Below are 25,678 nucleotides of genomic sequence, written 5' to 3' on the forward strand. Positions count from 1 at the left end.
AACTTACAGGGCGGCGATGACGGTCATTTCGACCAATACGCGCGGGTCATACATAGCGGCAGCCACACAGGCACGCGCTGGGGCGCAGCCTTCGGCCACCCACGCGTCGTACACCTGATTCATGCCGGCGTAGTGGGCGTCCATGTCTTTGACATAAATCGTCACCGACAGCACCTTGGATTTATCCGTGCCAGCCTCGGCCAAAAATTGGTCGACACTGGCGAGGGTTTCTTGGCTTTGCGCCACGATGTCGCCATCGAGGTTTTCGGCCAATTGGCCCGCCAAGTACACGGTGCCGTTGTGGATAACGATTTCGCTAAAGCGCTTTTCAGTGCGCAGGCGCTGGACGGACATTGAGCTTGGGCTCCTTGGTTTTGCGGTAACGGGAAATATCCAACCCTTCGGCACTGATCTGCGGACGGCGGCCGGCGATTTGATCGGCCAGCAGGCGACCGGAGCCGCACGCCATGGTCCAGCCCAGTGTGCCGTGGCCGGTGTTTAAGAACAGGTTGCGCAGTTTAGTCGCACCCACAATCGGCGTGCCATCCGGGGTCGCTGGGCGCAGACCAGTCCAGAATTCGGCTTGGCGTAAATCGCCACCGGCCGGGTACAAGTCACGGGTGACCATTTCTAAGGTTTCGCGGCGACGCGGGTTGAGGCTCAAGTCGTGACCGGCGATTTCTGCCATGCCGCCAACGCGGATGCGATTGTCGAAACGGGTGATCGCCACCTTGTAGCTTTCATCCAGAATGGTCGAGGTCGGCGCCATGCTGGCATCGACAATCGGCACAGTCAGCGAATAGCCCTTGAGCGGGTAAACCGGCGCCTTGATGCCCAGCGACTTAACCAGCGCCGGGGTGTAGCTGCCCATGGCCAGCACGTAGCGGTCGGCCTTTTCCAGCTGGCCGTCGATCCACACGCCGCTGATGCTGTCGCCATCGCTCTCTAAGCGCTGCACGTGCTGACCAAAGCGGAACTCCACACCCATGGCACGGCACAGTTCGGTCAGTTCGCGGGTGAACATCTGGCAGTCGCCGGTTTGGTCATTGGGCAAACGCAGCGCGCCAGCGAGTTTATCCGCCACACCGGCTAGGGCTGGCTCAACGCGGGCAATGCCGGCGCGGTCGAGCACTTCAAACGGCACACCGCTGCGCTCCAGCACGGCGATGTCTTTCGCCGCGCCATCGAGCTGCGCTTGGGTGCGGAACAATTGGGTGGTGCCCAGCGTGCGGCCTTCGTAGTGAATGCCGGTCTCGGTGCGCAGCTCGTCCAAGCAGTCGCGGCTGTACTCGGCCAAACGCACCATGCGCTCTTTGTTCACCGCATAGCGGCTGGCGGTGCAGTTGCGCAGCATCTGCAGCATCCAGGTGTACTGATCCGGATTACCGGTGAGTTTGATCGCCAGCGGCGCGTGCTTTTGCAGCAGCCACTTCATGGCTTTCAGCGGAATGCCCGGCGCGGCCCACGGCGAGGCATAGCCGGGGGAGATTTGCCCCGCGTTGGCGTAGCTGGTTTCTAGCGCCGAACCCGGCTGACGATCGACCACTACGACTTCAAAGCCCGCGCGGGCCAGATAGTACGCACTGGTGGTGCCAATCACGCCACTGCCAAGAACCAATACACGCATGGAAAACTCCCGTCGCGCCGCTGCGCCACTTGCCGATACAGAGATATTGGCTAGTCTATTGCTGCATAGGCAGTTTTATTCACCAAACATAAAGCGCTGTTTGTTGAATAGTCTCGACCAAAAGCACTCAAACAAAAGGTTTTCCTGATGCGCACTCAACATCAAAGCCGCCGCGAGCTGGACAAAATCGACCGTAAGATCTTGCGCATCCTGCAAGAAGAGGCGCGCATCTCGTTCACTGAGCTGGGCGAGCGCGTCGGCCTATCCACCACGCCGTGCACCGAGCGGGTGCGCCGCCTAGAGCGCGAAGGGGTGATCCTTGGCTACTCCGCGCGGCTCAATCCACAGCAGCTCAAGGCCAACCTGTTGGTGTTCGTCGAGATCAGCCTGTCGTTTAAGTCCGGGGATATTTTTGAAGAGTTCCGCCGCGCCGTGCTCAAACTGCCGCATGTGTTGGATTGCCACTTGGTGTCCGGCGACTTCGACTATTTGATCAAAGCGCGTATTTCGGAAATGGCCAGCTACCGCAAATTGCTCGGCGACATCCTGCTGAAACTGCCGCATGTGCGCGAATCGAAAAGCTACATCGTAATGGAAGAAGTCAAAGAGACCTTGCAGCTGCCCGTGCCGGACTGAGCGACACCGGCGTGAAGCAAACCGGAATAAACCAAGCATAGATAGCCACTGGCTAAACCTAGGTTTAGCAGTGTGCCCTTGGCCTAAGGCCGGGGCATTGCTAGTCTGCGTGCAATTTATTGAGCAAAAAATTCAGGATATTCACCATGAGCGCGCGCATTCCCGTGCACAGCGAGCAACATGCTCCGTCTTATTACGCCGCCACCGCCACCCGGCAAACCAGCTACGCGCCGCTCAAAGGCGCCGTGCAAGCCGATGTGTGCATCGTCGGCGGTGGCTTTACCGGCCTGAACAGCGCGATTGAGCTGGCCGAGCGCGGCTACAAGGTGGTGCTGCTCGAAGCCCGCAAAATCGGCTGGGGCGCCAGCGGGCGCAACGGCGGGCAGCTGATTCGCGGTGTCGGCCACGGCCTTGAACAGTTCGAGAAACACATCGGCAGCGAAGGCGTGCTGGCCATGAAGCACATGGGCTTGGAAGCGGTCGAGATCGTCCGCCAGCGCGTGGCCAAATACAAAATCGACTGCGACCTGACTTGGGGCTACTGCGACTTAGCCAACAAGCGCCGGCATGTTGAAGACTTTTTTGAAGACCTGCACGAGCTGCAAGCACTCGGCTACCGCCACGAACTGCGCCTGCTGGATAAAACCCAGATGCACGAAGTGGTCGGCAGCGAAGGCTATCTCGGCGGGCTGATCGACATGGGCTCGGGGCATCTGCACCCGCTCAATTTAGCCTTGGGCGAAGCCGCCGCCGCCGAAAGCTTGGGCGTGCAACTGCACGAGCAATCGGCGGTCACCCGCATCGATTACGGCAACAGCGTAGCCGTGCACACCGCGCAAGGTTGCGTGCAGGCCAACACGTTAATTCTTGGCTGCAACGCCTACATGAACCAACTCAACCCGCAGCTGGGCGGCCAAGTGCTGCCCGCCGGCAGCTACATCATCGCCACCGAACCACTGAGCGAAGAACAAGCGCAGCGCTTGATTCCGCAGAACATGGCGCTGTGCGACCAGCGTGTCGCGCTGGACTACTACCGCCTATCGGCTGACCGCCGCCTGCTGTTCGGCGGTGCATGCAACTATTCCGGACGCGACCCCAAAGACATCGTCGCCTTTATGCGCCCGAAGATGCTCAAAGTATTCCCGGAGCTAGCCAACACCCGCATCGACTTCGCCTGGGGCGGCATGATCGGCATTGGCGCAAACCGCCTGCCACAAATTGGCCGCTTGCCAGAGCAGCCCAACGTGTACTTCGCACAGGCCTATTCCGGCCATGGCGTCAACGCCACACATCTGGCCGGCAAGCTGCTCGCCGAGGCGATTCACGGACAAAGCAACGGTTTTGACCTGTTCGCCAAAGTGCCGCACATGACCTTCCCCGGCGGCCCCGCGCTACGCTCGCCGCTGCTGGCGGCCGGCATGCTCTGGCACCGGTTGCTGGATATCGTCTAAGCCACATGGCGCGCTCAGCAGGCTGTGTGAAAACGTCGCGAGCGCAGGCTAGGCAAGGCAAAAACAGGCGAAAAAGCGCAGTTTACGTGTGGTAAAAATACTCCGCACATCCTGTGCTCCGCCCTGCGGGCCAGCTAAAGCTGTTCAAACCCGCTCCTGCGGGTTTGTGAGCATTTTGAGCCTGTTTTTAACGCCGCATAGCCAAGTGCAGTAGTTTTCACACAGTCTGCTGGCCACCGCCTTGGCGCGCCACGCGCGGCACACACCGCGGTTTCTGACTAGGCTGATGAAAAGTCTGAGAGAGCCGCCATGCCCTGCCCCGAAGGTTTTATCCGCATCCACAGCCAAGCCGAAATCGCCTGCAGCCCCGCAGAGCTATTTCACTACGTCACCACCCCCGCACGCTGGAAGGAGTGGCACCACTCGTCACTGCGCACCGGCCCCGGTGCCGAACAACCGCTGGGGGTTGGCGCCCGCTTTGAAGAAGACATCCGTGCCGGCGCGGTTAACGCCCACCTGCACTGGCACGTCGACCACGTACAGCCCGAGCAATGCTGGATCGCCCGCGCCGACGGCACCTTGGGCATCGAACTGACCCTACGCTACGACTTCACCAACGCCCCCAACGGCGTGCTCTTCCAGCGCACGCTGGACTACCGCAGCCGCCACCCGCTGCTGCACTGGCTGCACCGTTTAGTGCTGCGACATAAGGTAGAAAAGGAATCCGCGCAGGCGCTGCGGGAATTGCAAAAGCAAATTGCGCAGGGGATGCATCGGTAGTTATGGAGCCAACAATAGAGCGGTAAAGAAGTGAGCTGTAAACCTATTGCATCAAGCAGGTTAACCCGCAGGCTTAACCTTGCAGCTCAGCTACATTCCCTGCCACTACAGCACTCCAGCCAGCCTTGCTCAGCCGAGTAGATAGACCAGCTGCTTCATGCTGAAGCAAAGTTCTAAATCAAGCGGCCTACCGTCCTTGCCAAAAACGCCTCAATAACCCTTGCAGATTGCTGAGGTACTGACTGCAAGAGCAAGTGAGGTCCAGCTAGCTCGGTAATCGTTACGCATGGCACGCACAATTGAAAATCTGTGGCACTACCGAACCGAAGCAGTCGATCAGAAGATGCGAACAGACAAAGCACTGGAACGTTTATCAGAGGCAGCAGAGCCGTCACATCTACACGAAGCGACGCCAGCGCACGGGCACGCAGCACCCGAGGTGAAACCTTTTGAAGCGCTGTACGCAGATTTTCCCTAAGAGTCTGAGTAGACCACTCGCCCAAAAGCAGCCACGAGAGAAGCACCATCGGCAAGGCACGAACTGGGCCGATACGCACCAAAGCGGAAATAACTCGCGCAAATGGAATAGGCGGCTTGGCAAAGGTAGTGGAAAGCACCAACCCAACCAAATTGGTCGGTGGTGCACTAGCAATAGTGATTGCTAGAGGGCCTGAGAAAGACTCGCCCAAAAGAACAAAGTGAGCTTCTTTAGGCAACTGCGCCCGAACCAATGATTCAAGCTCGCTGTAGCTAAGCGGCTGCTCAGGCGGGTAGGCAATGACGTGAACGCGCTTAAAGAGCGGCGAAACAGCATTGGCAAAATCGTCATGCAGCATAGCCGTGCCATCCAGTCCGGGAAGCACGACAAGCTCAACCTCGGTATCACCTGAGGATTTAAGTGGCTCAATCACGAGGCCTCTAAGCGAGCGCTGCATACGCCTACTTACCCGCGCAGCAACCGAAAGCGCAAATTCTCTCTTACCGCCGGCCATTCGCTGGCGATGATGGAGAACACCACGGTATCGCGCAGGATGCCGTCGGGGCCTTTTTGGTGGCTGCGTAGGATGCCGTCTTGTTTGGCGCCTAAACGGGCGATGGCGGCGCGCGAGCGGGTGTTGTGCCAGTGGGTGCGGAACTCCACGGCGATGCAGTGCAGCTGCTCGAAGGCGTGGCGCAGCAGCAACAGTTTGGCTTCGGTGTTATAGGGGCCGCGCTGGTAGCTGGCGGCGTACCAGGTGTAGCCAATCTCCAAGCGCTGATTGGCTGCATCGACCGCAAAGTAGCGCGTGCAGCCGATCACTTTGCCGCTGTCGCGCTCGGTGATAACAAACGGCAGCGCACCTTGTGCAGTCTGCATACGCAGGGCGGTGTCGATGTAATCCTCAACCTTGTCGGGCGCGGGAATCGAGGTAAACCACAGCTGCCACAACTCGCCGTCTTGCACGGCGGCGCGCAGGGCGTCGGCATCGTCGCGGGTCAGTGGGCGCAAGCAGACGTGCTCGCCGGTTAAGGTGACAGCTTCAAGCCAGTGAGCCATCTTTCGCCTCCTGCGAATGTGCAGCAAATAAGGGGTAGCGCTTCAATAACCAAAGGAACCACAGCGCGCCGAGGGCCAACAGCCACGGCAACGCATGGCCGGTGAGCCATTGGCTAGCCGCGCCGGTGCTGGTGGGGCCGAGTAGAGCGCCCACGCCCCAGAGCATGGCGATAAAGGCATTGGCGCGCACTAAGGCGGTGTCGCGAAAATGCTCGCCGACCAAGATCAGCGACAAGGTATACAAACCACCGGCGCTGGCACCGAACAGCACCAACAGCGGCCACAACAGCCAGCTGTGCAAGGCCATCGGCATGGCCACGCAAGTGCTCAGCAAAACTACGCCACTGACGGCATACAAGCGGGTGCGCGACACGCGGTCGGCCAGCCAGCCAATCGGCAACTGCAAGCAGGCATCGCCAATCACCACCACGCTGACGATGGTCAGCGCCAGCGCTTCGGTATAGCCCTGCTGCAGGGCATACACCGGCAGCAGGGTGAGCACCATGGACTCGAACGCAGCAAACAGAATCACCGCCCACGCCAACGCCGGATGGGCGCGGATAAAGCCGATTAAGCCCTTGCCCACGGCGGCATTGGCATCCACCACCGGCGCGCCTTGGCGGCCGATGAGTAAGAAGATGCCGCCCACTAACAACGCCGCCGACAGCCAAAAACCGGCATCGGTGGCCGTACCGAGTAAAGCCAGCAGCAGCGGGCCGAGCAGCTGGCTCACGGCAAAGCCGGTGCCGTACAGCGCCACCCAACGGCCGCGATAGCGCTCGTCGGCCAGTTGGTTGATCCAGCTTTCGCCGAGTACAAAGGTGATGGTCAGGCAGCTACCGAGCAATAAGCGCAGCAGCAGCCACACCCAGTAATTGGGCACAAGACTTAAACCCGCCACCGCCACGGCGCTGAGTAACAGGCTTAGTTGCAGGCTGCGCGGGCCGCCCAAGCGGGCGGCGAGCAGACCGGTTAAGCGCGCGCCAATTAAGGTGCCGAAGGCCGGCATGGCGGCCATGATGCCGATGGCGAAGGTGCCGTAGCCTTGCGCTTCTAGACGCAGCGATACCAAGGGCAGGCTTACGCCCAGCGACAGGCCGACCAGCACCACGCTGCTGCTCACGGCCAGATACGTCAGCCAGCGTTCGGCGCTGGTCATCACCGCATTGCTCATCATGCAAGGCGCCGAGCCGGCAAGCGCTGGCTTGGCGCATCCTCCCTGTCAGGCTGTGCGGGGCTTGTACCCCTAACTAATCGCTTACAGCTTGATCCACGTGGCTTTCAGTTCGGTGTACTTATCAAAGGCATGCAGCGACTTGTCGCGGCCATTGCCGGATTGCTTGTAGCCACCGAACGGCGCGGTCATATCGCCGCCGTCGTACTGGTTCACCCACATGCTGCCTACACGCAGGGCGCGGGCGGTTTGATGGGCCTTGCTGAGGTTGCTGGTCCAGATCGCAGCAGCCAGACCATAGATGCTGTCGTTAGCAATCTGGATGGCTTCTTCGGTGCTGTCGAAGGGGATTACCGTCAGCACCGGGCCGAAGATTTCTTCTTGAGCGATGCGCATGGCGTTGTGCGCGTTGTCGAACAGGGTCGGCTGCACATACACGCCGCCGGTCTCTTGCAGCGTTTGCGCGCCGCCGCACAGCAAGTCGGCGTTATCGGCCTTACCGGCTTCGATAAAGCCCAGCACGGTATTGAGATGGCCTTGGTCGACCAGCGCACCCACCTTAGTGGCGGGGTCTAGCGCGTGACCAGCCTGCCAGCCCTGCATGGCTTCGACCACCATAGGCATGAACTGGTCTTTGATCGAGCGCTCAACCAGCAAGCGCGAACCGGCGGTGCACATCTCGCCTTGGTTAAAGCAAATCGCCGCGGCGGCTGCTTCGGCGGCGTCTTTCAGGCACGGCGCATCGGCGAAGACGATATTGGCACTCTTGCCGCCGGCTTCCAGCCACACGCGCTTCATATTCGATTCGCCAGCGTAAATCATCAGCTGCTTGGCAATCTTGGTTGAGCCGGTGAACACCAACGTGTCGACATCCATATGTAGCGCTAGCGCTTTACCCACGGTGTGGCCGTAACCCGGCAACACGTTGAGCACGCCAGCGGGAATCCCGGCCTCCAGCGCCAGCTGGGCCATGCGGATGGCAGTCAGCGGAGATTTTTCCGACGGCTTGACGATCACCGAGTTGCCGGTCGCCAGCGCCGGGCCGAGCTTCCACGCAGTCATGATCATCGGGAAGTTCCACGGCACGATAGCCGCCACTACGCCGACCGGCTCGCGGGTGACTAAGCCCAGCTCGTTGTGCGGGGTGGCAGCCACTTCGTCATAAATCTTGTCGATCGCTTCACCGCTCCAGCGAATCGCCCGCGAGGCGCCGGGCACGTCCACCCCCAGCGAATCGCTGATCGGCTTACCCATGTCGAGAGTTTCCAGCAGCGCCAGTTCTTCGGCGTGGGCGTCCATTAAGTCGGCGAAGCGCACCATAATCTTCTTGCGCTCGGCGGGGGCCATCTGCGACCAAACGCCGGACTCAAACGTGGCGCGGGCATCGGCCACGGCTTTCTCGGCATCGGCGGCGTCACAGGCGGCGACTTTGGTTAAGAAGCGGCCATCCACCGGGCTCACGCAATCGAACGTGGCGCCATCGGCAGCCGGGCAGAGCGCACCATGAATAAAGGCGCGCCCTTCGATTTGCAGGGCTTTAGCGCGCGCTTCCCAGTCGGCACGGGTCAGGTTGCTCATGGTGGACACCTCTATAAAAGTCGAATCGGCAAAATGTTGAGTAAAGCAGTCCGAGCACACTACTGGCGGCGCAGTGGGTTTTCAATATTTTTTACACGGCGTGCAGAAAAACTTGTCACTGAGCTTGGCGGCTGACTAGACTGCCGGCCAGCCACCGCCCGAATTAAAGCAGGCCTGACCTGCCTACCGCCGAGAGCCGAGCCATGAATGTAAGCCAGATCGTTGATTTCGCCAGCGCCACCACCGCCCCCGAGCATTACGCGCCGGCGCCGGAAAAAGTCCTCAAGGGCGAGCCCAAGCAAAGTGTGCGCAACCACTATTCCAGCCCCTGCGCGCAGTTCAGCAGCGGCATTTGGGAAGGCGCCGTGGGCCAGTGGCAGGTTAACTACACCGAGCACGAGTACTGCGAGATTCTGCAAGGCGTGTCGGTGCTGCGCGATAATGACGGCAACAGTCGCACCGTGCGCGCCGGCGACCGTTTTGTGATTCCCGCCGGTTTCTCCGGTACCTGGGAAGTGTTGGAGCCGTGCCGCAAGGTGTATGTGATCTTCGAACCCGCCCAAGCCCCCGCGTAAAGGCGCTGCGCCGCGCTGACGCAAGGTCAGCACGGCGCGCTCAGGCACTACAAAGCGCCCGCTCAAGGGGCAAAAACCCTTGGGTCAATACAAAAAAGCGACATCTGATCCGATGAATGGACATTCACGTCATCGGGGTTGCTGTCGCTTGTGTTTAATTTCGTAACAGCGGCAAACCCGCACCACGCCTAGCTTTGCGCCATTTTTTTGCCTCTTTTAAGTGCGTTCAATTTTGTAGTCGCACTGTTTTGGCACTACATCACACCTTGAAGCACACCCCCCAAGTCTGCACAATGCGCAGCCCCGCGCCACTTCCTAAACCTTGTAGTGCGGGAATAACCAACACACCTGCGGTGACCGCAGAGTCGCCCAGACCCACTTGCAAACTATTGCGGGGAAGTTGCTGTGCACATTGGTGTTCCTCTCGAAACGCATGCTGGCGAAACGCGCGTTGCCGCGACGCCAGAAACCGTCAAAAAGCTCATTGCTCAAGGGCATACCGTAACCGTGCAAACCGGTGCCGGTGTTAGCGCGAGCATTATCGACAGTGCTTATGAAGCCGTTGGCGCTACGATCGGTAGCGATGCCGCCGCCTTTGGCGCCGATATCGTGCTGAAAGTGGTCGCGCCGACCGAAAGCGAACTGGCTCATATGAAAAAAGGCGGCGTGCTGATTGGCATGCTCAATCCTTTTGATGACGCCAACATTGCACGCATGGCCGCCCAGGGCATTACCGCGTTTGCTCTGGAAGCCGCGCCGCGCACCTCGCGTGCGCAGAGTCTGGACGTGCTGTCGTCGCAGGCCAACATCGCCGGCTACAAAGCCGTGATGCTCGCCGCCAACCACTATCCGCGTTTTATGCCGATGCTGATGACTGCCGCTGGTACCGTGAAAGCGGCCCGCGTGCTGATCTTAGGCGCTGGCGTGGCAGGCCTGCAGGCTATCGCTACCGCTAAGCGCTTGGGTGCTGTGGTTGAAGCCTCGGACGTGCGTCCGGCGGTGAAAGAGCAGATCGAATCGCTCGGCGCCAAGTTCGTTGACGTGCCGTTTGAAACCGACGAAGAGCGCGAGTGCGCCGAAGGCGTGGGCGGCTATGCGCGTCCGATGCCGGCATCGTGGATGGAGCGTCAGGCCAAGGCTGTGCACGAGCGCGCCAAGCAGTCCGACATCGTCATCACCACCGCGTTGATCCCCGGCCGCAAGGCGCCGACCCTGCTGCAAGAAGCCACCGTGGCCGAAATGAAGCCAGGCTCAGTGATCATCGACCTGGCCGCAGCCCAGGGCGGTAACTGTCCGCTGACCAAAGTCGATCAAGTGATCAACACCCACGGCGTGACCATTGTTGGCCACAGCAATCTGGCGGCGCTGGTCGGTGCCGATGCCTCGGCGCTGTATGCCCGCAACCTGCTGGACTTCATGAAACTGGTGTTCGACAAAGACGGCCAGTTCCACGTCAACCTCGACGACGACATCGTTGCCGCGTGCCTGATGTGCCGCGACGGCGAAGCCGTGCGCAAAAACGCTTAAGGAGCTGGACGATGGAAATCTCTGACGGCATCTACAACCTGATCATTTTCGTGCTGGCCATCTACGTGGGTTACCACGTGGTGTGGAACGTCACCCCGGCCCTGCACACCCCGCTGATGGCCGTGACTAACGCCATCTCCGCGATCGTTATCGTCGGCGCCATGCTGGCTGCCGCGCTGACCGAAACCGTGCTCGGCAAGAGCATGGGCGTGCTGGCCGTAGCCTTGGCAGCGGTCAACGTGTTTGGTGGCTTCTTGGTCACCCGCCGCATGCTGGAAATGTTCAAAAAGAAAGCGCCCAAGGCGAAAGCGGAGGGCAAATAAATGAGCATGAACCTGATTACCCTGCTGTATCTGGCTGCCTCGATTTGCTTTATTCAGGCGCTGAAAGGGCTATCACACCCGACCACCTCCCGTCAGGGCAACGTGTTCGGCATGATCGGTATGGGCATTGCGGTGGTCACCACCATCGCGCTGATCGTGAAAATCAACGCCGAAATCGCCGCCACTGGCATCGTCTGGGTGGTGGTTGGTCTGTTGCTCGGCGGTAGCGTCGGCACCATCATGGCCAAGCGCGTCGAAATGACCAAGATGCCGGAGCTGGTCGCCTTCATGCACAGCATGATCGGCTTGGCCGCTGTGTGCATCGCCGTGGCTGCCGTGGTTGAGCCGCAGTCGCTGGGCATTGTCGCCACCGCGCTGGACCCGATCCCTTCGGCTAACCGCTTAGAGCTGTTCTTGGGTGCGGCAATTGGTGCGATCACCTTCTCCGGCTCAGTGATTGCCTTCGGCAAGCTGTCGGGAAAATACAAGTTCCGCCTGTTCCAAGGTGCGCCGGTGATGTTCAAAGGTCAGCACCTGCTGAACCTGCTGGTCGGCTTGGCCATTCTGGCCTTGGGCTTGGTGTACACCTTCACTGGCGACCTGAGTGCCTTCGCGATTCTGCTGGTACTGGCATTCATCATCGGCGTGTTGATCATCATCCCAATCGGTGGTGCCGATATGCCGGTGGTGGTCTCGATGCTCAACAGCTACTCGGGCTGGGCAGCGGCTGGTATCGGTTTCTCGCTGAACAACTCGATGCTGATCGTCGCCGGTTCGCTGGTGGGTTCTTCGGGTGCGATTCTGTCGTACATCATGTGTAAGGCGATGAACCGCTCGTTCTTCAACGTGATTCTGGGTGGCTTCGGTGCCGACGCCGGTGCTGGCGGCCCTGCTGGCGCACAAGCTGAGCGTAACGTGAAGTCTGGCTCCAGTGATGACGCAGCGTTCCTGCTGACCAACGCTGACACGGTAATCATCGTGCCCGGCTACGGCTTGGCCGTTGCCCGTGCCCAGCACGCGCTGATGGAGCTGACCGAGAAGCTGACTCACCAAGGCGTGACCGTGAAGTTCGCCATCCATCCGGTAGCCGGTCGTATGCCGGGCCACATGAACGTGCTGCTCGCCGAGGCCGAAGTGCCTTACGACATGGTGTTCGAGATGGAAGACATCAACTCCGAGTTCGGCCAAGCCGACGTGGTGCTGGTGCTGGGCGCTAACGACGTGGTTAACCCCGCGGCGAAGACCGATCCGCAATCACCGATTGCCGGCATGCCGATTCTGGACGCCTACAAAGCCAAGACCGTGATTGTGAACAAGCGCTCCATGGCCAGCGGTTACGCCGGTCTGGATAACGAGCTGTTCTACATGGACAAGACCATGATGGTGTTCGGCGACGCGAAGAAAGTCATCGAAGACATGGTCAAAGCCGTGGAATAAGCCCACGCCTCTGGCACCAAAAAGCCCGTCCTTGCGACGGGCTTTTTTTATTTCTTTTGGCTCTAAAAGAAAGAACAAAAAATTATGGAAACAAATGAAACTTTCCCACGAAGGCCCAGTCTGAACTTATGAGTGGGGCGCAAACCCACTCAGCTCCTTCGATGTTTTGTGTGTTGGCAGAAAATCCAAACGGTTTGTTTGGTACGACTAAACCCTGAGCTCTCCCCTCCCCAACGGCTCAGGGTTTTTTTTGCCTGTTATTCGGCCAACTCGCCTTCTGCTTCGCTATCGTCGCCCAGCTCTAACCAGCCGCTCATCACGCTTAACGCCTCTTCCACGCCGTGGCGCTTCGGAGAGGAGAACAGCTGCGCGCTGGCGGTGTGCGGCCAGTTCTGATGCAGTTCGCGCTGCACCTTCAGCAAGGTGTTTTTCGCCGCGCCAAAGGTCAGCTTGTCCATCTTGGTCAGCAAGATATGGATGGGTAGCTGACTGGCTTCGGCCCAGTCGAGCATCATAGTGTCGAAATCGGTGAGCGGATGACGCACATCCATCATCAGCATCACGCCGGCCAAGCAGTGGCGCTGCTGCAGGTAGGCCTCAAGGTGCTGCTGCCAGTGTTCCTTGAGGGCAATCGGCACTTTGGCAAAGCCATAGCCGGGCAAATCGACCAAACGGCGCTGTTCATCCAAGGTAAAGAAGTTGAGCAGCTGGGTGCGCCCGGGGGTTTTCGAGGTGCGCGCCAAGCGGGCGTGGGTCAGGGTATTCATCGCGCTGGACTTGCCCGCGTTGGAGCGCCCAGCAAAGGCGATTTCGTAACCCTCATCCGGCGGACATTGCTGCACCTTGGCGGCACTTTTTAAAAAGCTGGCTTGCTGGCACAAACCAAGAATCGGGTTTTTACTCGACATGAACACTCTCTTTATCGGGCGCAAAGCGGCTGGTAGACAGCGCGCAAGGCTTGCCGCTTCGTTTCAGTTTCTAGGTGAGCAGTATATAATGCCCCGGTTTTTTGTGTGCTTAGTCCCGAAGGTCACAATCCTTGGCTGGCGAGAAGATCCACCAGAAGATCACCCACCAGCACCCTGCATGAGGCAAAACAGTATGAAAAAGCTGCTTATCGCATTGAGCATGGCGACCCTGACTGGCACTTTGGCCACTGCGGCCGTCGCTGCCCAAGACCCTGAAGCTGTCTTCACCCGCGCTTGCGGCGCTTGCCATAACGGCCAGCTGCCCACCGCGCCGAAAAAGGGCGACACCGCCGCTTGGCAACAACGCATTGATGAAAAAGGCATGGAAACCTTAGTGCAACACGCCACTAATGGCTTCAACGCCATGCCACCGCGCGGCCTATGCATGGACTGCACTGCCGAAGATTACCAAGCCGTGATCGAGTGGATGGCCAAGTAAGCCACCGCCGTCACCGAAACCCACTACCCATTGCCGATGGATAAGCTGATGAACAAAGTACTTGCGACCCTGCTCCTGGGCCTCGGTTTGACTGGCGCCGCACACGCTGCTGGCGATGCGACTGCTGGTCAGGCCAAAGCTGCCGTATGTGGCGCTTGCCACGGTGTTGACGGCAACAGCGCCGCACCGAACTTCCCGAAACTGGCCGGTCAGGGCGAAAACTACCTGATCAAACAGATGAAGGACGTCAAAGAAGGTCGCCGTACCATTGTTGAAATGACCGGCCTGCTGGACAACTTGAACGAGCAAGATTTCGCCGATATCGCGGCTTATTTTGCTAGTCAAGCCGGCAGCATCGGCGCCGCTGACCCGGCACTGGTTGAGCGCGGTGAAGCTATCTTCCGTGGCGGCAACCTAGAAACCGGCCTGCCGGCTTGCACCGGCTGCCATGCACCGAACGGCGTAGGTAACGCCCCGGCAGGCTTCCCCAAACTCAATGGCCAGCACGCGCAGTACACCGCGAAGCAGCTGACCGACTTCCGCGAAGGCGATCGCAACAACGACGCTGGCGATGCAGGCATCATGCGCACCATCGCTGCCAAGCTGTCGAACAAAGACATCGCTGCGGTATCCAGCTACATCCAAGGCCTGCACTAAGCGCTACGGATTACTGGTCAAAAGGGCAGCCTAGGCTGCCCTTTTTTGTGCACAAAATTGCGCTACCCTGAAACCTCTACCGACAACGCCTGTCTATTACAGGCGTTTCGCTTAACTAAGGAGCACTGAATGAAGAAGCTGATGGCCGCCGCTGCCCTGACCGCCATGGCCCTGTTTAACCCAGCCATGGCTGCCGAAGCCGGCAAGCATTATCAGGAACTGCGCGCCCCAGTACCCACCGCCGAGCCCGGCAAGATCGAAGTGGTTGAGCTGTTCTGGTTCGGCTGCCCGCACTGCTACGACCTTGAGCCGACCATCGAGCCGTGGGTGGAGCAGCTACCGGAAGACGTCAACTTCGTCCGTGTACCGGCCATGTTCGGCGGTGCGTGGAACACCCACGGCCAGCTGTACCTGACCCTTGAGGCCATGGGCAAAGCCAAAGAGCTGACCCCAGTGGTGTTCAAGGCCTATCACCAAGACGGCAACAAGCTGGCTGATGTAGATGCCATGGCTGATCTGCTCGCCGAGCACGGTGTAGACCGCGCCGAGTTCAGCAAAACGTTCAACTCTTTCGCGGTGAAATCTAAGGTCGAGAAGATCAAAAAACTCGGCATGGCCTATGGCGCCACCGGTGTACCGAGCGTGATCGTCAACGGCAAATACCGCTTAGACGTGGGCTCCGCCGGCGGCAAGCAAGAGCTGCTGCAGGTCACCGACGAGCTGATCGCCAAAGAGCGCGCCGCCCAGTAAGCCATGCTTAACCCGCTACGCCGCCCGCGCAGCCCCGCTGCCGGCGAGCTGCAAAGCAATAGCCTGTGCAACCGCAGCCTCGGCCTGACCACGCCGGGGCTGCTGCGCTTATTGAGCTTCAACATTCAGGTCGGCATCAACACCGGCCAATACCGCCACTACCTCACCCGTGGCTGGCAGCATGTACTGCCCAACAGCCACCGCGCGCACAACCTGTGGCGCATCGGGCGGGTGCTGCAAGACTATGACTTAGTCGCCCTGCAAGAAGTCGACGGCGGCAGCTTGCGCTCAGGCTTTGTTAATCAAGTCGAACACTTGGCCCAAGTGGGCGAATTCCCTCTTTGGTATCAGCAACTCAATCGCAATCTGGGGCGTATCGCCCAGCACGGTAACGGCCTGCTGACGCGCGTGCAGCCGTGCAGCATTGAAGACCACCCGCTGCCCGGCATCTTGCCGGGGCGCGGGGCGATTGCCATGCGCTTTGGCGAACCCGGGCGTGGTTTGGTGGTAATCATGCTGCACTTAGCCCTAGGTGCCCGTGGCCGCGTGCAGCAACTGCACTATGTGCGCGAGCTGATTGGCGACTACCGCAATGTGGTGCTGATGGGCGATATGAACGCCCACGCCGACGAACTGGTCGAGCATCCGGCCATGCACGATATCCAGCTACAGGCGCCGCACGAACACGCCACCTTCCCCAGCTGGCGACCGCAGCGCTGTATCGACCACATCCTGCATAGCCAGAGCTTGCAGGTGGAGTCGGTGCGGGTGCTCGACTTACCTATCTCCGATCACCTACCGGTGGCCCTAGAGCTGCGCCTGCCCAGCGACACCACGTTGCGTTAATTGCGCCGCAGCGGGGCAGCGCCGCACAGCCCTGCCTATACTGTGCCCAGCCCCTGAAGAGACGTGTTATGGCCGCTAACGACACCCAACGCTGGAAAGAGAAATACCTCGCCCTAGCGGAACAACAGGACGCCCGTGATAAAGACTGGCAAGGCCGCCTCGACCTGCTGCGCCGTGGCTTAGTACGCACCAGCATGGCCGCCGAAGGCTCTGATCCGGCGGTGGATCAGTGCATGGGCGAGCTGCGCACGCAGCTGCGCCAAAACGACAACGACCAAGGCATGGCGGCGCTGATTCCGCGCTTAGAGAAAATCGTTCTGCACTCGGAAGAGCAGCGTGAGGAACGCCTCACCTTGCTGGCCAAAGCCCTGCGCCAACTTAGCGAACAACTGCAAGAGCTGCCGATTCCCAAGCCGCTGGGCAAACAACTCAAGCAGCTGGCGAAACAAGTCGATCAACGCGTGCGCCACCTCAAAGACTTGCCCGCACTGGTGGAAGAGTTGGGCAGCCTGCAAGCACAGATCATCGTGCAAATTCAGGGCGCCGAAGAAGAGCGCCCTGGCTTTTGGCAGCGCCTGATCAAAGGCAAACAACAGACCGAAGCCAACAGCACCGCGCAAGACGACCCTGCTGCCGCTCCCAGCGCCGGCACCGCCGCTGCGCCAACGGCCGAGCCGCCCGCCAGCAGCGCCGCCGTCACGCCCGACCCGGCGCCAGCGGCCAGCCCGTTAACCCCCGGCCCGAAAGCCTACGCCATCAACGAGGCACCCGAGCCTGGCTACAGCGCGATTGCCGAGCATATCGAGGCCACCCTGAGCAGTTTGCTGAGCGCGCTGGAGATCCCCGACACCCATCGCAGCCAAGGTGAAACGCTGATTGAGCGCGTCACCGCCGGACTGAACTGGTACGAACTGGCCGCCGTGTTAGATGAGCTGAAAGTACTGGTACTGGCCTGTTTGAATCAGGGGGAGCATGAGTTCCAACGCTATCTAGCCGCGCTGAATGAGCGCCTTTCCAGCTTCCAAGACAACCTCAAAGATGCGCACATCGGCTATCAAGAGTCGCTCTCCAGCGCTCATGAGCTGGACCGCGACCTGCGCGAACAAGTCGATGGCCTGCAATCCAGCGTCAAACAAGCCACCGACTTAGACAACCTAAAACGCACCGTCGAGAGCCGCCTGGACGGCCTGTTAAGCACCATGGACACCTATCAGCAGGCCCGCGACCAGCGCGAAAAACAGGTCGCGCAAAAGCTGCAAACCTTGGTCGACAAGGTGGCCAACATGGAAGATGAAGCGAAGAACTTCCGCGCCCACCTTGAAGAGCAAAAGCAAAAAGCCCTGCAAGACGCCCTTACCGGCTTGCCCAATCGCGCCGCCTGGGAAGAACGTTTAGGCCTTGAGGTGGCACGCTGGCAGCGCTATGGCGGCGACTTGCAGCTAGCGGTTATCGATGTCGACTTCTTTAAAAAGATCAACGACAGCTACGGCCATTTGGCCGGCGACAAGGTGCTGCGCATCATTGCCCAAGAGGTGGCCAAACGGCTGCGCAAAACCGATTTCGTCGCGCGCTTTGGTGGCGAAGAGTTTGTCGTGCTGCTGCCGGCAACCGATCTTGAGGCCGGCTTTAAGGTGCTCGATGATTTGCGCCGTGGCATTGAAGCCTGCCCGTTCCACTTTAAAGGCGCGCCACTGACCATCACCGTGTCGTGCGGCATCAGCGCTTTTGCCGACAAAGACAGCGCCTCGCAGGTGTTTGAGCGTGCCGACCAAGCGCTGTATGCAGCCAAGAATGGCGGGCGCAATCAAGTGCGCAAGGCCGAAACGCCCAGCACATGACGTCTATCTGCACAGCCCTGACGCCTACTCACAGTCAGCCGCCTGCTGCTTTTGTTAGCATGCGCGGCCCTTTAAGCCGCTAACCTTATGCACGGTATGGAAATTTTCAGTATCGCGGTGTTGATCTTTCTGGTGATCGACCCGTTCGGCAACATTGCCATTTTTCTCTCCGCACTCAGCGGCGTACCCGCCGCGCGGCGCACCAAAGTCATTCTTCGCGAACTGCTGTTCGCCTTGGTGCTGCTGTTGCTGTTTCTCACCTTTGGCGAGCACATCCTCACCGCGCTGGGCCTCTCGCGCGAGGCAATCTCGATTGCCGGCGGGATCATCCTGTTCGTGGTCGCCATGCGCCTGATCTTCCCCAGTAAAGAAGGCCTGTTCGGCGACAGCCCCGATGGCGAGCCGATGCTAGTGCCACTGGCCACCCCTGCGGTGGCTGGCCCTTCGGCATTAGCCATCTTGATGACCCTGCGCAACACCCACGAAGGCCCGGTATGGGAGCTGTACGCCGGCCTTGGTTTGGCCTGGTTTGGCTGCGCGCTGATCCTCTTGCAAGCCGCCACCTTGCATCGCCTGCTCGGCCCGCGTGGCCTAACCGCCTGTGAGCGCCTGATGGGTATGCTGCTAATCATGCTCAGCGTCGACATGCTGCTCGATAGCTTTAAATCAGCGCTGCATTTGGGCTAAGCCATGCGCACGATTTGGCTGCTCGTCGCTGTCTTGTTGCTCGCTGGCTGCAGCGGCACTCCGCTGGCGCCGGAGCGCAGTGTGCGTGCCAGCAGCCAAGACAGCCGCGTGCAGTACATAGTGCTGCACTACACCTCAAGCAATCTGGCCGAATCCTTGGCCACGCTGAGTCGCGGGCAGGTCAGCAGTCATTACTTGATTGGCGAAGACGGCCACGTCTGGCAACTGGTGGATGACCACGCGCGCGCCTGGCACGCCGGCGAAAGCCAATGGCAAGGCCGCACCTACTTAAACGCGACGAGCTTAGGCATCGAGCTGGTCAACTTGGGCTACACCGACGAAGCCGACGGCACGCGGCGCTGGCATGCATACGACCCTCGGCAAATCCGCGCCCTGAAAGCCCTGCTGGCCGAACTGCTACAGCGCCATCAACTCGGCCCCGAGCGCGTGTTAGGCCATAGCGATATTGCCCCCGGCCGCAAAGTCGACCCTGGCCCACTCTTCCCTTGGACTGAATTGGCTGCTGAAGGATTGGCGCAAGCGCCCAGTGAGCGCGCTATTGCCCAAGCGCGTCTCACACTGGCCAGCCAAGTGCCAACAGCGGATTGGTTTGCTGAACGCTTAAAGAAGCTGGGGTATTTAGCGCCGTGGTATGTGCTAACGGCAGACTCTGAGCACACGCAGCTGCGTAAAGCACTCAGCGCCTTTCAGCTGCGCTATCGGCCGAATGACTTTAATGGCGAGCCCGATCTGGCCAGCGCGGCTTTACTGGCCGCACTGACCGATCAGTAAGATTTACTGCAACACCAAACGCGCGTCGCGGGTTACGCGATTGATCACTGGCTTCACATCGTTGAGCGTCAGCTGCGCGTCTTTATTCGACAGGTTTTCGCCAAAGGCCTTGCGCACCGCACGAAGCATCGGCTGGCTAGTGCCACCATCGACCGCTTCGGATTCAAAGTACAACGACACTTGCTGATCACGCTTACCCGCCGCGATCATCGCGCCAGCAACAACCAAGGTTACCGGCACCACCTCGTAGGGCTGCCATTCTTCGTTGGCGGTAGTCACCGCGGTCAGCGCCGCGCGCACCACTAAGGTATCGCTGCTGGCTTGCTGCACAATGGGACGAACCTTGGCCAGCTCAGCGGTGAGCTGCTGCTGCGAGTAGCGGCAAATGTCATCAATCACCTGCGCCGATACTTGCTCACTGGGCTGTGGTTTGGGGTGGAAGCACACCGGCTCAACCATAATGCTGGCGTAGTTGTTCACATCAAAGCCGTCGGCCACCCAGCGCAGCACGGGTTCTCCACTGGCCGCCTCAAGCGGCTGCAGCTGTGAGTAATCGGCCAAGAAACCTGAATATTGCTCCGGCGCAGTGGTTTTACCCGCACAACCGACCAGCACACTGCTAGCTAACGCTAGCCCGAGCAAAGCGCTTTTATGCATCATGTGCACACTCCTTCGTTAATGGCCGTAACAGCCTAGTCGATAACCCAAAACAGGGTAAGGAAACCTTATGCTCAACACCCTTTGGCTCAGTTTCTTTTGGCTGGCCGCGCTGGCCGCCTTGTGGCGCTGGCTGGTGCAGGGTGACGCTGCCGTATTTGCCGCGCTGGTCGATAGCCTATTTAGCATGGCAAAGGTGTCGGTTGAGTTAATGGTGCTGCTGTTCGGCACCCTCACCCTGTGGCTGGGTTTTTTGGCGATTGCCGAGCGCGCGGGGCTGATCGACCTACTCGCCAAGCTGCTAGCGCCGCTGTTTAAACGCCTGATGCCCGAGGTGCCGCCCGGCCACCCGGCGCTGGGGCTGATTACCCTAAACTTTGCCGCCAACGGCCTAGGGCTGGATAACGCCGCCACGCCGATTGGCCTGCGCGCGATGAAAGAGTTGCAGACGCTCAACCCTAAGCCCGACACCGCCAGCAACGCGCAGATTCTGTTTTTGGTGCTGAATAGCTCATCACTGACCCTGCTGCCGGTGTCGATCTTTATGTACCGCCTGCAACAAGGCGCAGAAGACCCGGCGTTGGTGTTCTTACCCATCCTGCTCGCCACCAGCGCGTCGACCTTGGCCGGTTTGTTGGCGGTGAGCTTAGTCCAGCGCTTAAAACTCTGGGACCCGGTGGTGATGGCCTACTTAGGCGGCGGTGCCTTGCTGCTTGGCAGCTTTATGGCGTTTTTGGCCGGGCTATCGGTGACCGCGCTGAATGAGCTGTCGAGCTTATTGGGCAACGCCACCCTGTTCGGTTTAATTCTGCTGTTCGTCACCGTCGGCGCACTGCGCAAAGTGCCGGTGTACGAGACCTTTGTGGAGGGCGCCAAACAAGGCTTTAACGTCGCCCGCGACCTGCTGCCGTACTTGATTGCCATGCTCTGCGCGATTGGCGTGCTGCGCGCCAGCGGCGTGCTGGATGGCCTGCTCAGCGGCATTCGTTACTTGGTTGACTTAGCCGGGCTGGATAACCGCTTTGTCGATGCCCTGCCCACGGCCTTAATGAAGCCGTTCTCTGGCAGCGGCGCACGCGCCATGCTGATCGAAACCATGCAAGCGCATGGTGTAGACAGCTTCCCCGCCTTACTGGCCGCCACGGTGCAAGGCAGCACCGAAACCACCTTTTATGTGTTGGCCGTGTACTTTGGCGCGGTCGGCATTCAGCGCGCCCGCCATGCGGTGGGCTGCGCCTTAGTAGCGGATTTAGCCGGGGTGCTGGCGGCGATTGCCGTGTGCTATGCGTTTTTTTCCTAAACCAGTGCGTTAAAACGCTGGCGCGTTTCTGCCAATCTCTGGCCGCCACAGCCCTGCCCGGCCACTGGCAAACACACTAATGTGTGCTGATGAGCCTACGCATTCTAATCACCGGCGCTGGCGGCTATCTGGGCCGCCGTTTGCTGGAACACCTGCGCCAGCAGCAACCACACTGGCAACTGATTGCCACCTCGCGGCGCACGCCATTTGCCCAAGCCGCCGCAGGGCTGATCTGGCAGCCGCTGGATGTCAGCGACCGCGTTGCGGTGCAGGCCGCCTTTGCCGCCCATCGCCCGCACGCGGTGGTGCACTTAGCCGCCGTACTTAACCCGCCAGCGGGGATGAGCCACGAGCAACTGCGCACCATCGAGGTGGATGGCACCCGTCATGTGCTGGACGCCGCACTCGCCCACGGTTGTCAGCAGGTGATTGTCAGTAGCTCCGGCGCCGCCTATGGCTATCACGCCGACAACCCGGCGTGGCTTACGGAGGACATGCCGCTGCGCGGTCATCCGGCGTTTGCTTACGCGCAAAACAAGGTCGCCGTGGAAGCGCTATTGGATGACTACCGCGCTCAGCATCCGCAACTGAAACAGCTGATCTTGCGTATTGGCACTGTGCTGGGGCCAAACACCGATAACCTGATCAGCGATTTATTCCGCAAGCGCTGGGTGCTCGGCGTGCGCGGTAGTCAAAGCCCGTTCGTGTTTATTTGGGATGAAGACGTGGTGGAAATCATCCGCCTCGGCCTGCTCGAACAGCGCAGCGGTTGCTTTAACCTCGCCGGCGATGGCGCCGTGCCGCTGGCGCAGATTGCCGCACAGCTGGATAAACCCTTTATTGCCCCGCCTGCATGGCTGCTAAAAGGTGCCCTAAAAGTGCTGAACTACTGGCAGCTCAGCCAATACCACAGCGACCAAGTGGACTTTCTCCGCTATCGCCCGGTGCTGTGCAATCGGCGCTTAAAGGAGCAATTCGGCTACACCCCGCGCTTCACCAGCGAGCAGGCGCTGGCAGCGTTTATCGCGGCACAATCCACCGCAGCGCCGGCCTAATCGCCACTGCGGATTAACCCCGACATCACGTAGGCTTAGGCTTTGCCCTGCCTACGAGACACTCGCTTATGCACGCCACCGAACATTACCGCCGCCTGATTAGCATGTACGCCGCGGCGCCGATTAATCAGATCTACCAACCGACCCTGACGGTGGGCGAAGGCGAAGCGGAAATCACCATTGAACTCAGCGAGCAGCTGCACCACAGCGCGGGCGCGGTACACGGCTCGGTGTATTTCAAGATGCTCGATGATGCGGCGTTTTTTGCTGCGAACTCGCTAGAGCCAGAATTCTTCGTACTCACCGCCAGCTTTACCACCTACCTGACCCGCCCGGTGGTGAGCGGCCCGCTACGCGCAGTGGGCAAGGTGGTCAGCCAAACCCGCACGCAGTTTATTGCCGAGGCCGTGGCCTATGACGAGCAAGGCCGCGAAGTGGGCCGTGGTAACGGAATTTTCGTGCGCGGCAAAGCGCCGTTAAAAGAAGCGCGCGGCTATAACGATTAACCCGGCTGCGTGGCGCGGCTAAGGCGATCGTGCACCGCCGTCCACGCCTCGCCGCTGGGCGGCAGCTCAACATAGATGCGTTCAAGCCCGGCGTTATCCAGCGCATACAGCGCGGCATACAAGCCACGCGCATAGGCAATCGGCTCGCTGCCTAAACATTGCACTGGGCCGGCTAAGTCGTTACGCGGGTTTAGCAATAACCAGCCGCAGCGTGGGTCTTGCAGCGCACTAGCGGGCAATTCGCTTACCGCAAACGCCGGCGTACCCGGCGCATAGTGCTTGTGATGCTGGCCCGGCACGCGCACCTCGCCAGCGCTGCCGCGCAGCAAGGGTTCGCCGAGGACTTGCTCAATCGCTGCAGGATCTAAGGTGCCGGCGCGCAACAAACGCGGCTGTTCATCCAGCAAGCTGACAATGGTGGATTCCAGCCCCACCGCACACGCGCCACCATCCACGATTAGCAGCTCATCGCCAGCAAACTGCTGCGCCACATGCGCCGCGCAGGTGGGGCTGATCGACATATAACGGTTCGCCGAAGGCGCCACTAACGCACCACCAAAGGCACTGAGCAGCGCCTGCGCTTGCGGGTGCGCCGGGGCGCGCAAAGCCACGCTGGCTTGCCCGGCCGTCACTGCTGGCAGCACATCCGATTGCGCGGGCAGCACTAAGGTCAGCGGCCCCGGCCAGAAGGCAGCCATCAAACGCTCGGCGGCCTCCGGCACGCTGGCGGCCCACGCATCGACCTGCTCACGTCCCGGTACATGCACAATCAGCGGGTTGCTCGCCGGCCGGCCTTTAAGCGCAAACACCTTAGCCACCGCCGCAGGGTTACGTGCATCGGCGGCTAAGCCGTAGACAGTTTCGGTCGGCAAGGCGACCAGCTCACCGGCTTTTAACTGCGCAGCGGCTAGGGCGATATCGTGGGTGATCGTAGCCATCAGTACAGCTTCGGCATGCCTTCAGGGCGCTTCTTAAAGCGTTTCATACTCCACATGTACTGATTCGGGTAGCGCGCCACACTGCGCTCCATCGCGGCACTTAAGGCAGTCACAGCGGTGGGTACGTCCTCGGCAAACAAGTCTTCAGGCGCGGGCTCGATCACTACCTTAAAGCCCGAGCCATCGTCTAAGCGCAGCGCGTGCAGCACGATGGCCTGCGCCTTACCACCGACGACGAGGCTAGGGACGAATTTGCTGGTTAAGGTCGGCACGCCGAAAAAAGGCACAAACTCGCCGCTGGATACCGAAGGCTCGGGGTCGGCGGCAATGCCAGCCACACCACCTTCGCGCAAGCCTTTAACCAACTTAAGGATGCCCTCACGGGTAGACGGCACCAGCGGGTTGCCCTGCTGCGAGCGGCGTTCGGTGATCAGTTTATTCACCACTTCTAACTTGGACGGGCGATACAGAATGATGGTTTTGCACTTAGAGGCCGCGTACTGGTTCAGCACCTCCCAGTTGCCCAAGTGACTGGTGATCAGCACTAAGGGCTTGCCGCTGGCGATAGCCTGATCGAACAGCGCCTCGTTCTCTACTTCACGAATCAGCTTTAACGTACGCTCGGCGGGCCACATCCATGCGCTGGCCGCTTCGGTAATGGTGTGGCCGATGTGCTTGAGGCTGCGCTGCGCCAGCTGCTCACGTTCGGCAGCCGGCATGTTGGGGAAGCACGCCTGCAGGTTGATGTGCACCACCTCGCGTGAGCGATTCGGCACGCGCCACAGCAGCCAACCAATCAAACCACCCAAGGCTTTCACCGCAGGCCACGGCAGCAAGGCAAACAACTTCAGCAGTGCCACCACCACGGCGCCTTTAAATGCGTCCACAGAACTATCCCGAACAATACAAAGAGCGGCGATTGTAGCGGACTACGCAGTCAGGCTCACCCTTTGGCCAATGGCGGGTAACGAAAGCAATCGGTGGTGTGGTCCATCACCATGCCGGTGGCCTGCATAAAGGCATAGCAAATGGTTGGGCCAACGAAGGTGAAACCGGATTTTTTCAGTGCTTTGCTCATCGCCTCGGCCTCAGGGGTAATCGCCGGTACGTCGCTGCGCTCTGCAAAGTGATTGATCTTCGGCGCACCACCGACAAACGACCACAGCCAAGTCGCAGGGTCTTCGAGCTTGAGCCACGCCTGCGCGTTTTGCCGCGCGGCGCGCACTTTGAGTTTATTGCGGATGATGCCGGGGTCGGCCAATAGCCGTGCCTCGTCGTCCGCCGTCATCGCGGCAATCCGCTGTGCATCGAAACCCCACAGCACCTCGCGATAGCGCTCGCGCTTTTTCAGCACGGTGATCCACGACAGCCCAGCCTGAAAGCCTTCCAGCAATAACAATTCGAACAGCGCCTGCGCATCGCGCTGCGGCACGCCCCATTCGTGATCGTGGTAGTGGATGTACAGCGGGTCGTCGGTGCACCAGAAACAGCGTTGCATGAGGCCTCCCTGCAAAAACGCGAGCCAATCCGAATAATCGCCGCCTGCGCGGCGGTGGGTTATCCAGCGCCTGCAAGGTATACTCGCGGGCTATTTTTTAAA

The 25,678-nt window shown here is 60.0% G+C and carries 28 protein-coding genes; 17 read left to right on the forward strand and 11 right to left on the reverse strand.

Annotated features, from left to right (window positions below):
• Window positions 1-3: 3 nt before the first annotated feature.
• Both BMX80_RS00285 and dadA read right to left on the reverse strand, forming a co-directional pair.
• Window positions 4-354 carry a RidA family protein gene (locus BMX80_RS00285; RefSeq protein WP_074863989.1) on the reverse strand — a complete coding sequence of 117 codons (351 nt, stop codon included), beginning with the start codon at window positions 352-354 and terminating at the stop codon, window positions 4-6.
• Window positions 329-1,627 carry a D-amino acid dehydrogenase gene (dadA, locus tag BMX80_RS00290; protein ID WP_074863991.1) on the reverse strand — a complete coding sequence of 433 codons (1,299 nt, stop codon included), beginning with the start codon at window positions 1,625-1,627 and terminating at the stop codon, window positions 329-331. The genes BMX80_RS00285 and dadA overlap by 26 nt, the downstream gene beginning before the upstream one ends.
• A 147-nt stretch (window positions 1,628-1,774) precedes the next feature.
• On the opposite strand from dadA, the gene BMX80_RS00295 reads away from it, so the two are divergent.
• The 3 genes from BMX80_RS00295 to BMX80_RS00305 all read left to right on the forward strand — a co-directional run bounded on the left by BMX80_RS00295 (window position 1,775) and on the right by BMX80_RS00305 (window position 4,494).
• The gene (locus tag BMX80_RS00295) at window positions 1,775-2,263 is read left to right on the forward strand and encodes a winged helix-turn-helix transcriptional regulator (protein ID WP_071873137.1); all 489 of its coding nucleotides are present in this window, start codon (window positions 1,775-1,777) and stop codon (window positions 2,261-2,263) included.
• Window positions 2,264-2,409: 146 nt separating this feature from the next.
• Window positions 2,410-3,714: an NAD(P)/FAD-dependent oxidoreductase gene (locus tag BMX80_RS00300; protein WP_074863993.1), complete on the forward strand. Its 1,305-nt coding sequence runs from the start codon at window positions 2,410-2,412 to the stop codon at window positions 3,712-3,714.
• A gap of 309 nt (window positions 3,715-4,023) precedes the next feature.
• The gene (locus tag BMX80_RS00305) at window positions 4,024-4,494 is read left to right on the forward strand and encodes an SRPBCC family protein (RefSeq protein WP_074863996.1); all 471 of its coding nucleotides are present in this window, start codon (window positions 4,024-4,026) and stop codon (window positions 4,492-4,494) included.
• Window positions 4,495-4,667: 173 nt separating this feature from the next.
• Here the strand turns inward: BMX80_RS00305 and BMX80_RS00310 are convergent, their stop codons facing one another.
• The 4 genes from BMX80_RS00310 to BMX80_RS00325 form a co-directional block, all read right to left on the reverse strand.
• Window positions 4,668-5,405 carry an alpha/beta fold hydrolase gene (locus BMX80_RS00310; RefSeq protein ID WP_139213981.1) on the reverse strand — a complete coding sequence of 246 codons (738 nt, stop codon included), beginning with the start codon at window positions 5,403-5,405 and terminating at the stop codon, window positions 4,668-4,670.
• Window positions 5,406-5,437: 32 nt separating this feature from the next.
• The gene (locus BMX80_RS00315) at window positions 5,438-6,031 is read right to left on the reverse strand and encodes a GNAT family N-acetyltransferase (RefSeq protein ID WP_074864000.1); all 594 of its coding nucleotides are present in this window, start codon (window positions 6,029-6,031) and stop codon (window positions 5,438-5,440) included.
• The gene (locus BMX80_RS00320; protein WP_235821584.1) at window positions 6,015-7,208 is read right to left on the reverse strand and encodes an MFS transporter; all 1,194 of its coding nucleotides are present in this window, start codon (window positions 7,206-7,208) and stop codon (window positions 6,015-6,017) included. The genes BMX80_RS00315 and BMX80_RS00320 overlap by 17 nt, the downstream gene beginning before the upstream one ends.
• Before the next feature lie 81 nt (window positions 7,209-7,289).
• On the reverse strand, window positions 7,290-8,783 hold the full coding sequence (locus tag BMX80_RS00325; RefSeq protein WP_074864002.1) for an aldehyde dehydrogenase: 1,494 nt from the start codon (window positions 8,781-8,783) through the stop codon (window positions 7,290-7,292).
• 203 nt (window positions 8,784-8,986) lie between these two features.
• Here BMX80_RS00325 and BMX80_RS00330 point away from each other — a divergent pair, with 203 nt between their 5' ends.
• From BMX80_RS00330 to BMX80_RS00345, 4 genes are all read left to right on the forward strand, one after another.
• Window positions 8,987-9,358, forward strand: coding sequence for a cupin domain-containing protein (locus tag BMX80_RS00330; protein ID WP_071873131.1), 372 nt, complete (start codon window positions 8,987-8,989; stop codon window positions 9,356-9,358).
• Window positions 9,359-9,763: 405 nt separating this feature from the next.
• Window positions 9,764-10,885, forward strand: a complete 1,122-nt coding sequence (locus BMX80_RS00335; RefSeq protein WP_074864004.1) for a Re/Si-specific NAD(P)(+) transhydrogenase subunit alpha — start codon at window positions 9,764-9,766, stop codon at window positions 10,883-10,885.
• 11 nt (window positions 10,886-10,896) lie between these two features.
• Window positions 10,897-11,208 (forward strand): NAD(P) transhydrogenase subunit alpha part 2, encoded by a 312-nt coding sequence (locus tag BMX80_RS00340; RefSeq protein ID WP_071873129.1) that lies wholly within the window; start codon window positions 10,897-10,899, stop codon window positions 11,206-11,208.
• Window positions 11,209-12,645, forward strand: a complete 1,437-nt coding sequence (locus BMX80_RS00345) for an NAD(P)(+) transhydrogenase (Re/Si-specific) subunit beta (RefSeq protein ID WP_074864006.1) — start codon at window positions 11,209-11,211, stop codon at window positions 12,643-12,645. It begins immediately after the preceding gene.
• A 257-nt stretch (window positions 12,646-12,902) separates the two neighbouring features.
• Here BMX80_RS00345 and yihA read toward each other — a convergent pair whose 3' ends face one another.
• Window positions 12,903-13,553 (reverse strand): ribosome biogenesis GTP-binding protein YihA/YsxC, encoded by a 651-nt coding sequence (gene yihA, locus BMX80_RS00350; protein WP_074864008.1) that lies wholly within the window; start codon window positions 13,551-13,553, stop codon window positions 12,903-12,905.
• Between the two features lie 193 nt (window positions 13,554-13,746).
• On the opposite strand from yihA, the gene BMX80_RS00355 reads away from it, so the two are divergent.
• The 7 genes from BMX80_RS00355 to BMX80_RS00385 all read left to right on the forward strand — a co-directional run bounded on the left by BMX80_RS00355 (window position 13,747) and on the right by BMX80_RS00385 (window position 19,622).
• Window positions 13,747-14,052, forward strand: coding sequence for a c-type cytochrome (locus BMX80_RS00355; RefSeq protein WP_071873126.1), 306 nt, complete (start codon window positions 13,747-13,749; stop codon window positions 14,050-14,052).
• A 48-nt stretch (window positions 14,053-14,100) separates the two neighbouring features.
• Window positions 14,101-14,709: a c-type cytochrome gene (locus tag BMX80_RS00360; protein WP_071873193.1), complete on the forward strand. Its 609-nt coding sequence runs from the start codon at window positions 14,101-14,103 to the stop codon at window positions 14,707-14,709.
• A 129-nt stretch (window positions 14,710-14,838) separates the two neighbouring features.
• The gene (locus tag BMX80_RS00365; RefSeq protein ID WP_071873125.1) at window positions 14,839-15,459 is read left to right on the forward strand and encodes a thiol:disulfide interchange protein DsbA/DsbL; all 621 of its coding nucleotides are present in this window, start codon (window positions 14,839-14,841) and stop codon (window positions 15,457-15,459) included.
• A 3-nt stretch (window positions 15,460-15,462) separates the two neighbouring features.
• Window positions 15,463-16,305 carry an endonuclease/exonuclease/phosphatase family protein gene (locus tag BMX80_RS00370; protein WP_071873124.1) on the forward strand — a complete coding sequence of 281 codons (843 nt, stop codon included), beginning with the start codon at window positions 15,463-15,465 and terminating at the stop codon, window positions 16,303-16,305.
• Window positions 16,306-16,373: 68 nt separating this feature from the next.
• Window positions 16,374-18,143, forward strand: a complete 1,770-nt coding sequence (locus BMX80_RS00375) for a sensor domain-containing diguanylate cyclase (RefSeq protein WP_074864010.1) — start codon at window positions 16,374-16,376, stop codon at window positions 18,141-18,143.
• Window positions 18,144-18,239: 96 nt separating this feature from the next.
• Window positions 18,240-18,830 (forward strand): MarC family protein, encoded by a 591-nt coding sequence (locus BMX80_RS00380; protein ID WP_071873192.1) that lies wholly within the window; start codon window positions 18,240-18,242, stop codon window positions 18,828-18,830.
• 3 nt (window positions 18,831-18,833) lie between these two features.
• Window positions 18,834-19,622: an N-acetylmuramoyl-L-alanine amidase gene (locus BMX80_RS00385; protein WP_074864012.1), complete on the forward strand. Its 789-nt coding sequence runs from the start codon at window positions 18,834-18,836 to the stop codon at window positions 19,620-19,622.
• Window positions 19,623-19,625: 3 nt separating this feature from the next.
• Here the strand turns inward: BMX80_RS00385 and BMX80_RS00390 are convergent, their stop codons facing one another.
• The gene (locus tag BMX80_RS00390; protein ID WP_074864014.1) at window positions 19,626-20,282 is read right to left on the reverse strand and encodes a DUF3313 domain-containing protein; all 657 of its coding nucleotides are present in this window, start codon (window positions 20,280-20,282) and stop codon (window positions 19,626-19,628) included.
• A gap of 67 nt (window positions 20,283-20,349) precedes the next feature.
• Between BMX80_RS00390 and BMX80_RS00395 the strand changes: the two genes are divergently transcribed.
• From BMX80_RS00395 to BMX80_RS00405, 3 genes are all read left to right on the forward strand, one after another.
• A complete protein-coding gene (locus tag BMX80_RS00395) occupies window positions 20,350-21,579 on the forward strand; it encodes a nucleoside recognition domain-containing protein (RefSeq protein WP_074864016.1) in 1,230 nt (409 codons plus the stop codon).
• A gap of 89 nt (window positions 21,580-21,668) precedes the next feature.
• Window positions 21,669-22,634 carry an NAD-dependent epimerase/dehydratase family protein gene (locus tag BMX80_RS00400; RefSeq protein WP_074864018.1) on the forward strand — a complete coding sequence of 322 codons (966 nt, stop codon included), beginning with the start codon at window positions 21,669-21,671 and terminating at the stop codon, window positions 22,632-22,634.
• A 68-nt stretch (window positions 22,635-22,702) separates the two neighbouring features.
• Window positions 22,703-23,140: a PaaI family thioesterase gene (locus BMX80_RS00405; protein WP_074864020.1), complete on the forward strand. Its 438-nt coding sequence runs from the start codon at window positions 22,703-22,705 to the stop codon at window positions 23,138-23,140.
• On the opposite strand, the gene BMX80_RS00410 is transcribed toward BMX80_RS00405, so the two are convergent.
• From BMX80_RS00410 to BMX80_RS00420, 3 genes are read right to left on the reverse strand one after another with little or no spacing between them, the layout of a single operon-like run.
• Window positions 23,137-24,078 (reverse strand): L-threonylcarbamoyladenylate synthase, encoded by a 942-nt coding sequence (locus BMX80_RS00410; RefSeq protein ID WP_074864021.1) that lies wholly within the window; start codon window positions 24,076-24,078, stop codon window positions 23,137-23,139. The genes BMX80_RS00405 and BMX80_RS00410 overlap by 4 nt on opposite strands.
• Window positions 24,078-24,965: a lysophospholipid acyltransferase gene (locus BMX80_RS00415; protein ID WP_074864022.1), complete on the reverse strand. Its 888-nt coding sequence runs from the start codon at window positions 24,963-24,965 to the stop codon at window positions 24,078-24,080. Before BMX80_RS00415 ends, BMX80_RS00410 begins: the two co-directional genes overlap by 1 nt.
• A gap of 56 nt (window positions 24,966-25,021) precedes the next feature.
• Window positions 25,022-25,576 (reverse strand): DNA-3-methyladenine glycosylase I, encoded by a 555-nt coding sequence (locus BMX80_RS00420; RefSeq protein ID WP_074864023.1) that lies wholly within the window; start codon window positions 25,574-25,576, stop codon window positions 25,022-25,024.
• Window positions 25,577-25,678: the final 102 nt, after the last annotated feature.

Origin of the sequence: Atopomonas hussainii (assembly GCF_900109735.1) — a bacterium.
Lineage (GTDB): Bacteria > Pseudomonadota > Gammaproteobacteria > Pseudomonadales > Pseudomonadaceae > Atopomonas > Atopomonas hussainii.

Coding starts and splice junctions, on each gene's coding strand:
- BMX80_RS00285 (WP_074863989.1), bottom strand. CDS start 354: ATGTCCGTCCAGCGCCTGCGCACTGAAAAGCGCTTTAGCGAAATCGTT.
- dadA (WP_074863991.1), bottom strand. CDS start 1,627: ATGCGTGTATTGGTTCTTGGCAGTGGCGTGATTGGCACCACCAGTGCG.
- BMX80_RS00295 (WP_071873137.1), top strand. CDS start 1,775: ATGCGCACTCAACATCAAAGCCGCCGCGAGCTGGACAAAATCGACCGT.
- BMX80_RS00300 (WP_074863993.1), top strand. CDS start 2,410: ATGAGCGCGCGCATTCCCGTGCACAGCGAGCAACATGCTCCGTCTTAT.
- BMX80_RS00305 (WP_074863996.1), top strand. CDS start 4,024: ATGCCCTGCCCCGAAGGTTTTATCCGCATCCACAGCCAAGCCGAAATC.
- BMX80_RS00315 (WP_074864000.1), bottom strand. CDS start 6,031: ATGGCTCACTGGCTTGAAGCTGTCACCTTAACCGGCGAGCACGTCTGC.
- BMX80_RS00320 (WP_235821584.1), bottom strand. CDS start 7,208: ATGATGAGCAATGCGGTGATGACCAGCGCCGAACGCTGGCTGACGTAT.
- BMX80_RS00325 (WP_074864002.1), bottom strand. CDS start 8,783: ATGAGCAACCTGACCCGTGCCGACTGGGAAGCGCGCGCTAAAGCCCTG.
- BMX80_RS00330 (WP_071873131.1), top strand. CDS start 8,987: ATGAATGTAAGCCAGATCGTTGATTTCGCCAGCGCCACCACCGCCCCC.
- BMX80_RS00340 (WP_071873129.1), top strand. CDS start 10,897: ATGGAAATCTCTGACGGCATCTACAACCTGATCATTTTCGTGCTGGCC.
- BMX80_RS00345 (WP_074864006.1), top strand. CDS start 11,209: ATGAGCATGAACCTGATTACCCTGCTGTATCTGGCTGCCTCGATTTGC.
- yihA (WP_074864008.1), bottom strand. CDS start 13,553: ATGTCGAGTAAAAACCCGATTCTTGGTTTGTGCCAGCAAGCCAGCTTT.
- BMX80_RS00355 (WP_071873126.1), top strand. CDS start 13,747: ATGAAAAAGCTGCTTATCGCATTGAGCATGGCGACCCTGACTGGCACT.
- BMX80_RS00360 (WP_071873193.1), top strand. CDS start 14,101: ATGAACAAAGTACTTGCGACCCTGCTCCTGGGCCTCGGTTTGACTGGC.
- BMX80_RS00365 (WP_071873125.1), top strand. CDS start 14,839: ATGAAGAAGCTGATGGCCGCCGCTGCCCTGACCGCCATGGCCCTGTTT.
- BMX80_RS00370 (WP_071873124.1), top strand. CDS start 15,463: ATGCTTAACCCGCTACGCCGCCCGCGCAGCCCCGCTGCCGGCGAGCTG.
- BMX80_RS00375 (WP_074864010.1), top strand. CDS start 16,374: ATGGCCGCTAACGACACCCAACGCTGGAAAGAGAAATACCTCGCCCTA.
- BMX80_RS00380 (WP_071873192.1), top strand. CDS start 18,240: ATGGAAATTTTCAGTATCGCGGTGTTGATCTTTCTGGTGATCGACCCG.
- BMX80_RS00385 (WP_074864012.1), top strand. CDS start 18,834: ATGCGCACGATTTGGCTGCTCGTCGCTGTCTTGTTGCTCGCTGGCTGC.
- BMX80_RS00390 (WP_074864014.1), bottom strand. CDS start 20,282: ATGATGCATAAAAGCGCTTTGCTCGGGCTAGCGTTAGCTAGCAGTGTG.
- BMX80_RS00395 (WP_074864016.1), top strand. CDS start 20,350: ATGCTCAACACCCTTTGGCTCAGTTTCTTTTGGCTGGCCGCGCTGGCC.
- BMX80_RS00400 (WP_074864018.1), top strand. CDS start 21,669: ATGAGCCTACGCATTCTAATCACCGGCGCTGGCGGCTATCTGGGCCGC.
- BMX80_RS00405 (WP_074864020.1), top strand. CDS start 22,703: ATGCACGCCACCGAACATTACCGCCGCCTGATTAGCATGTACGCCGCG.
- BMX80_RS00410 (WP_074864021.1), bottom strand. CDS start 24,078: ATGGCTACGATCACCCACGATATCGCCCTAGCCGCTGCGCAGTTAAAA.
- BMX80_RS00420 (WP_074864023.1), bottom strand. CDS start 25,576: ATGCAACGCTGTTTCTGGTGCACCGACGACCCGCTGTACATCCACTAC.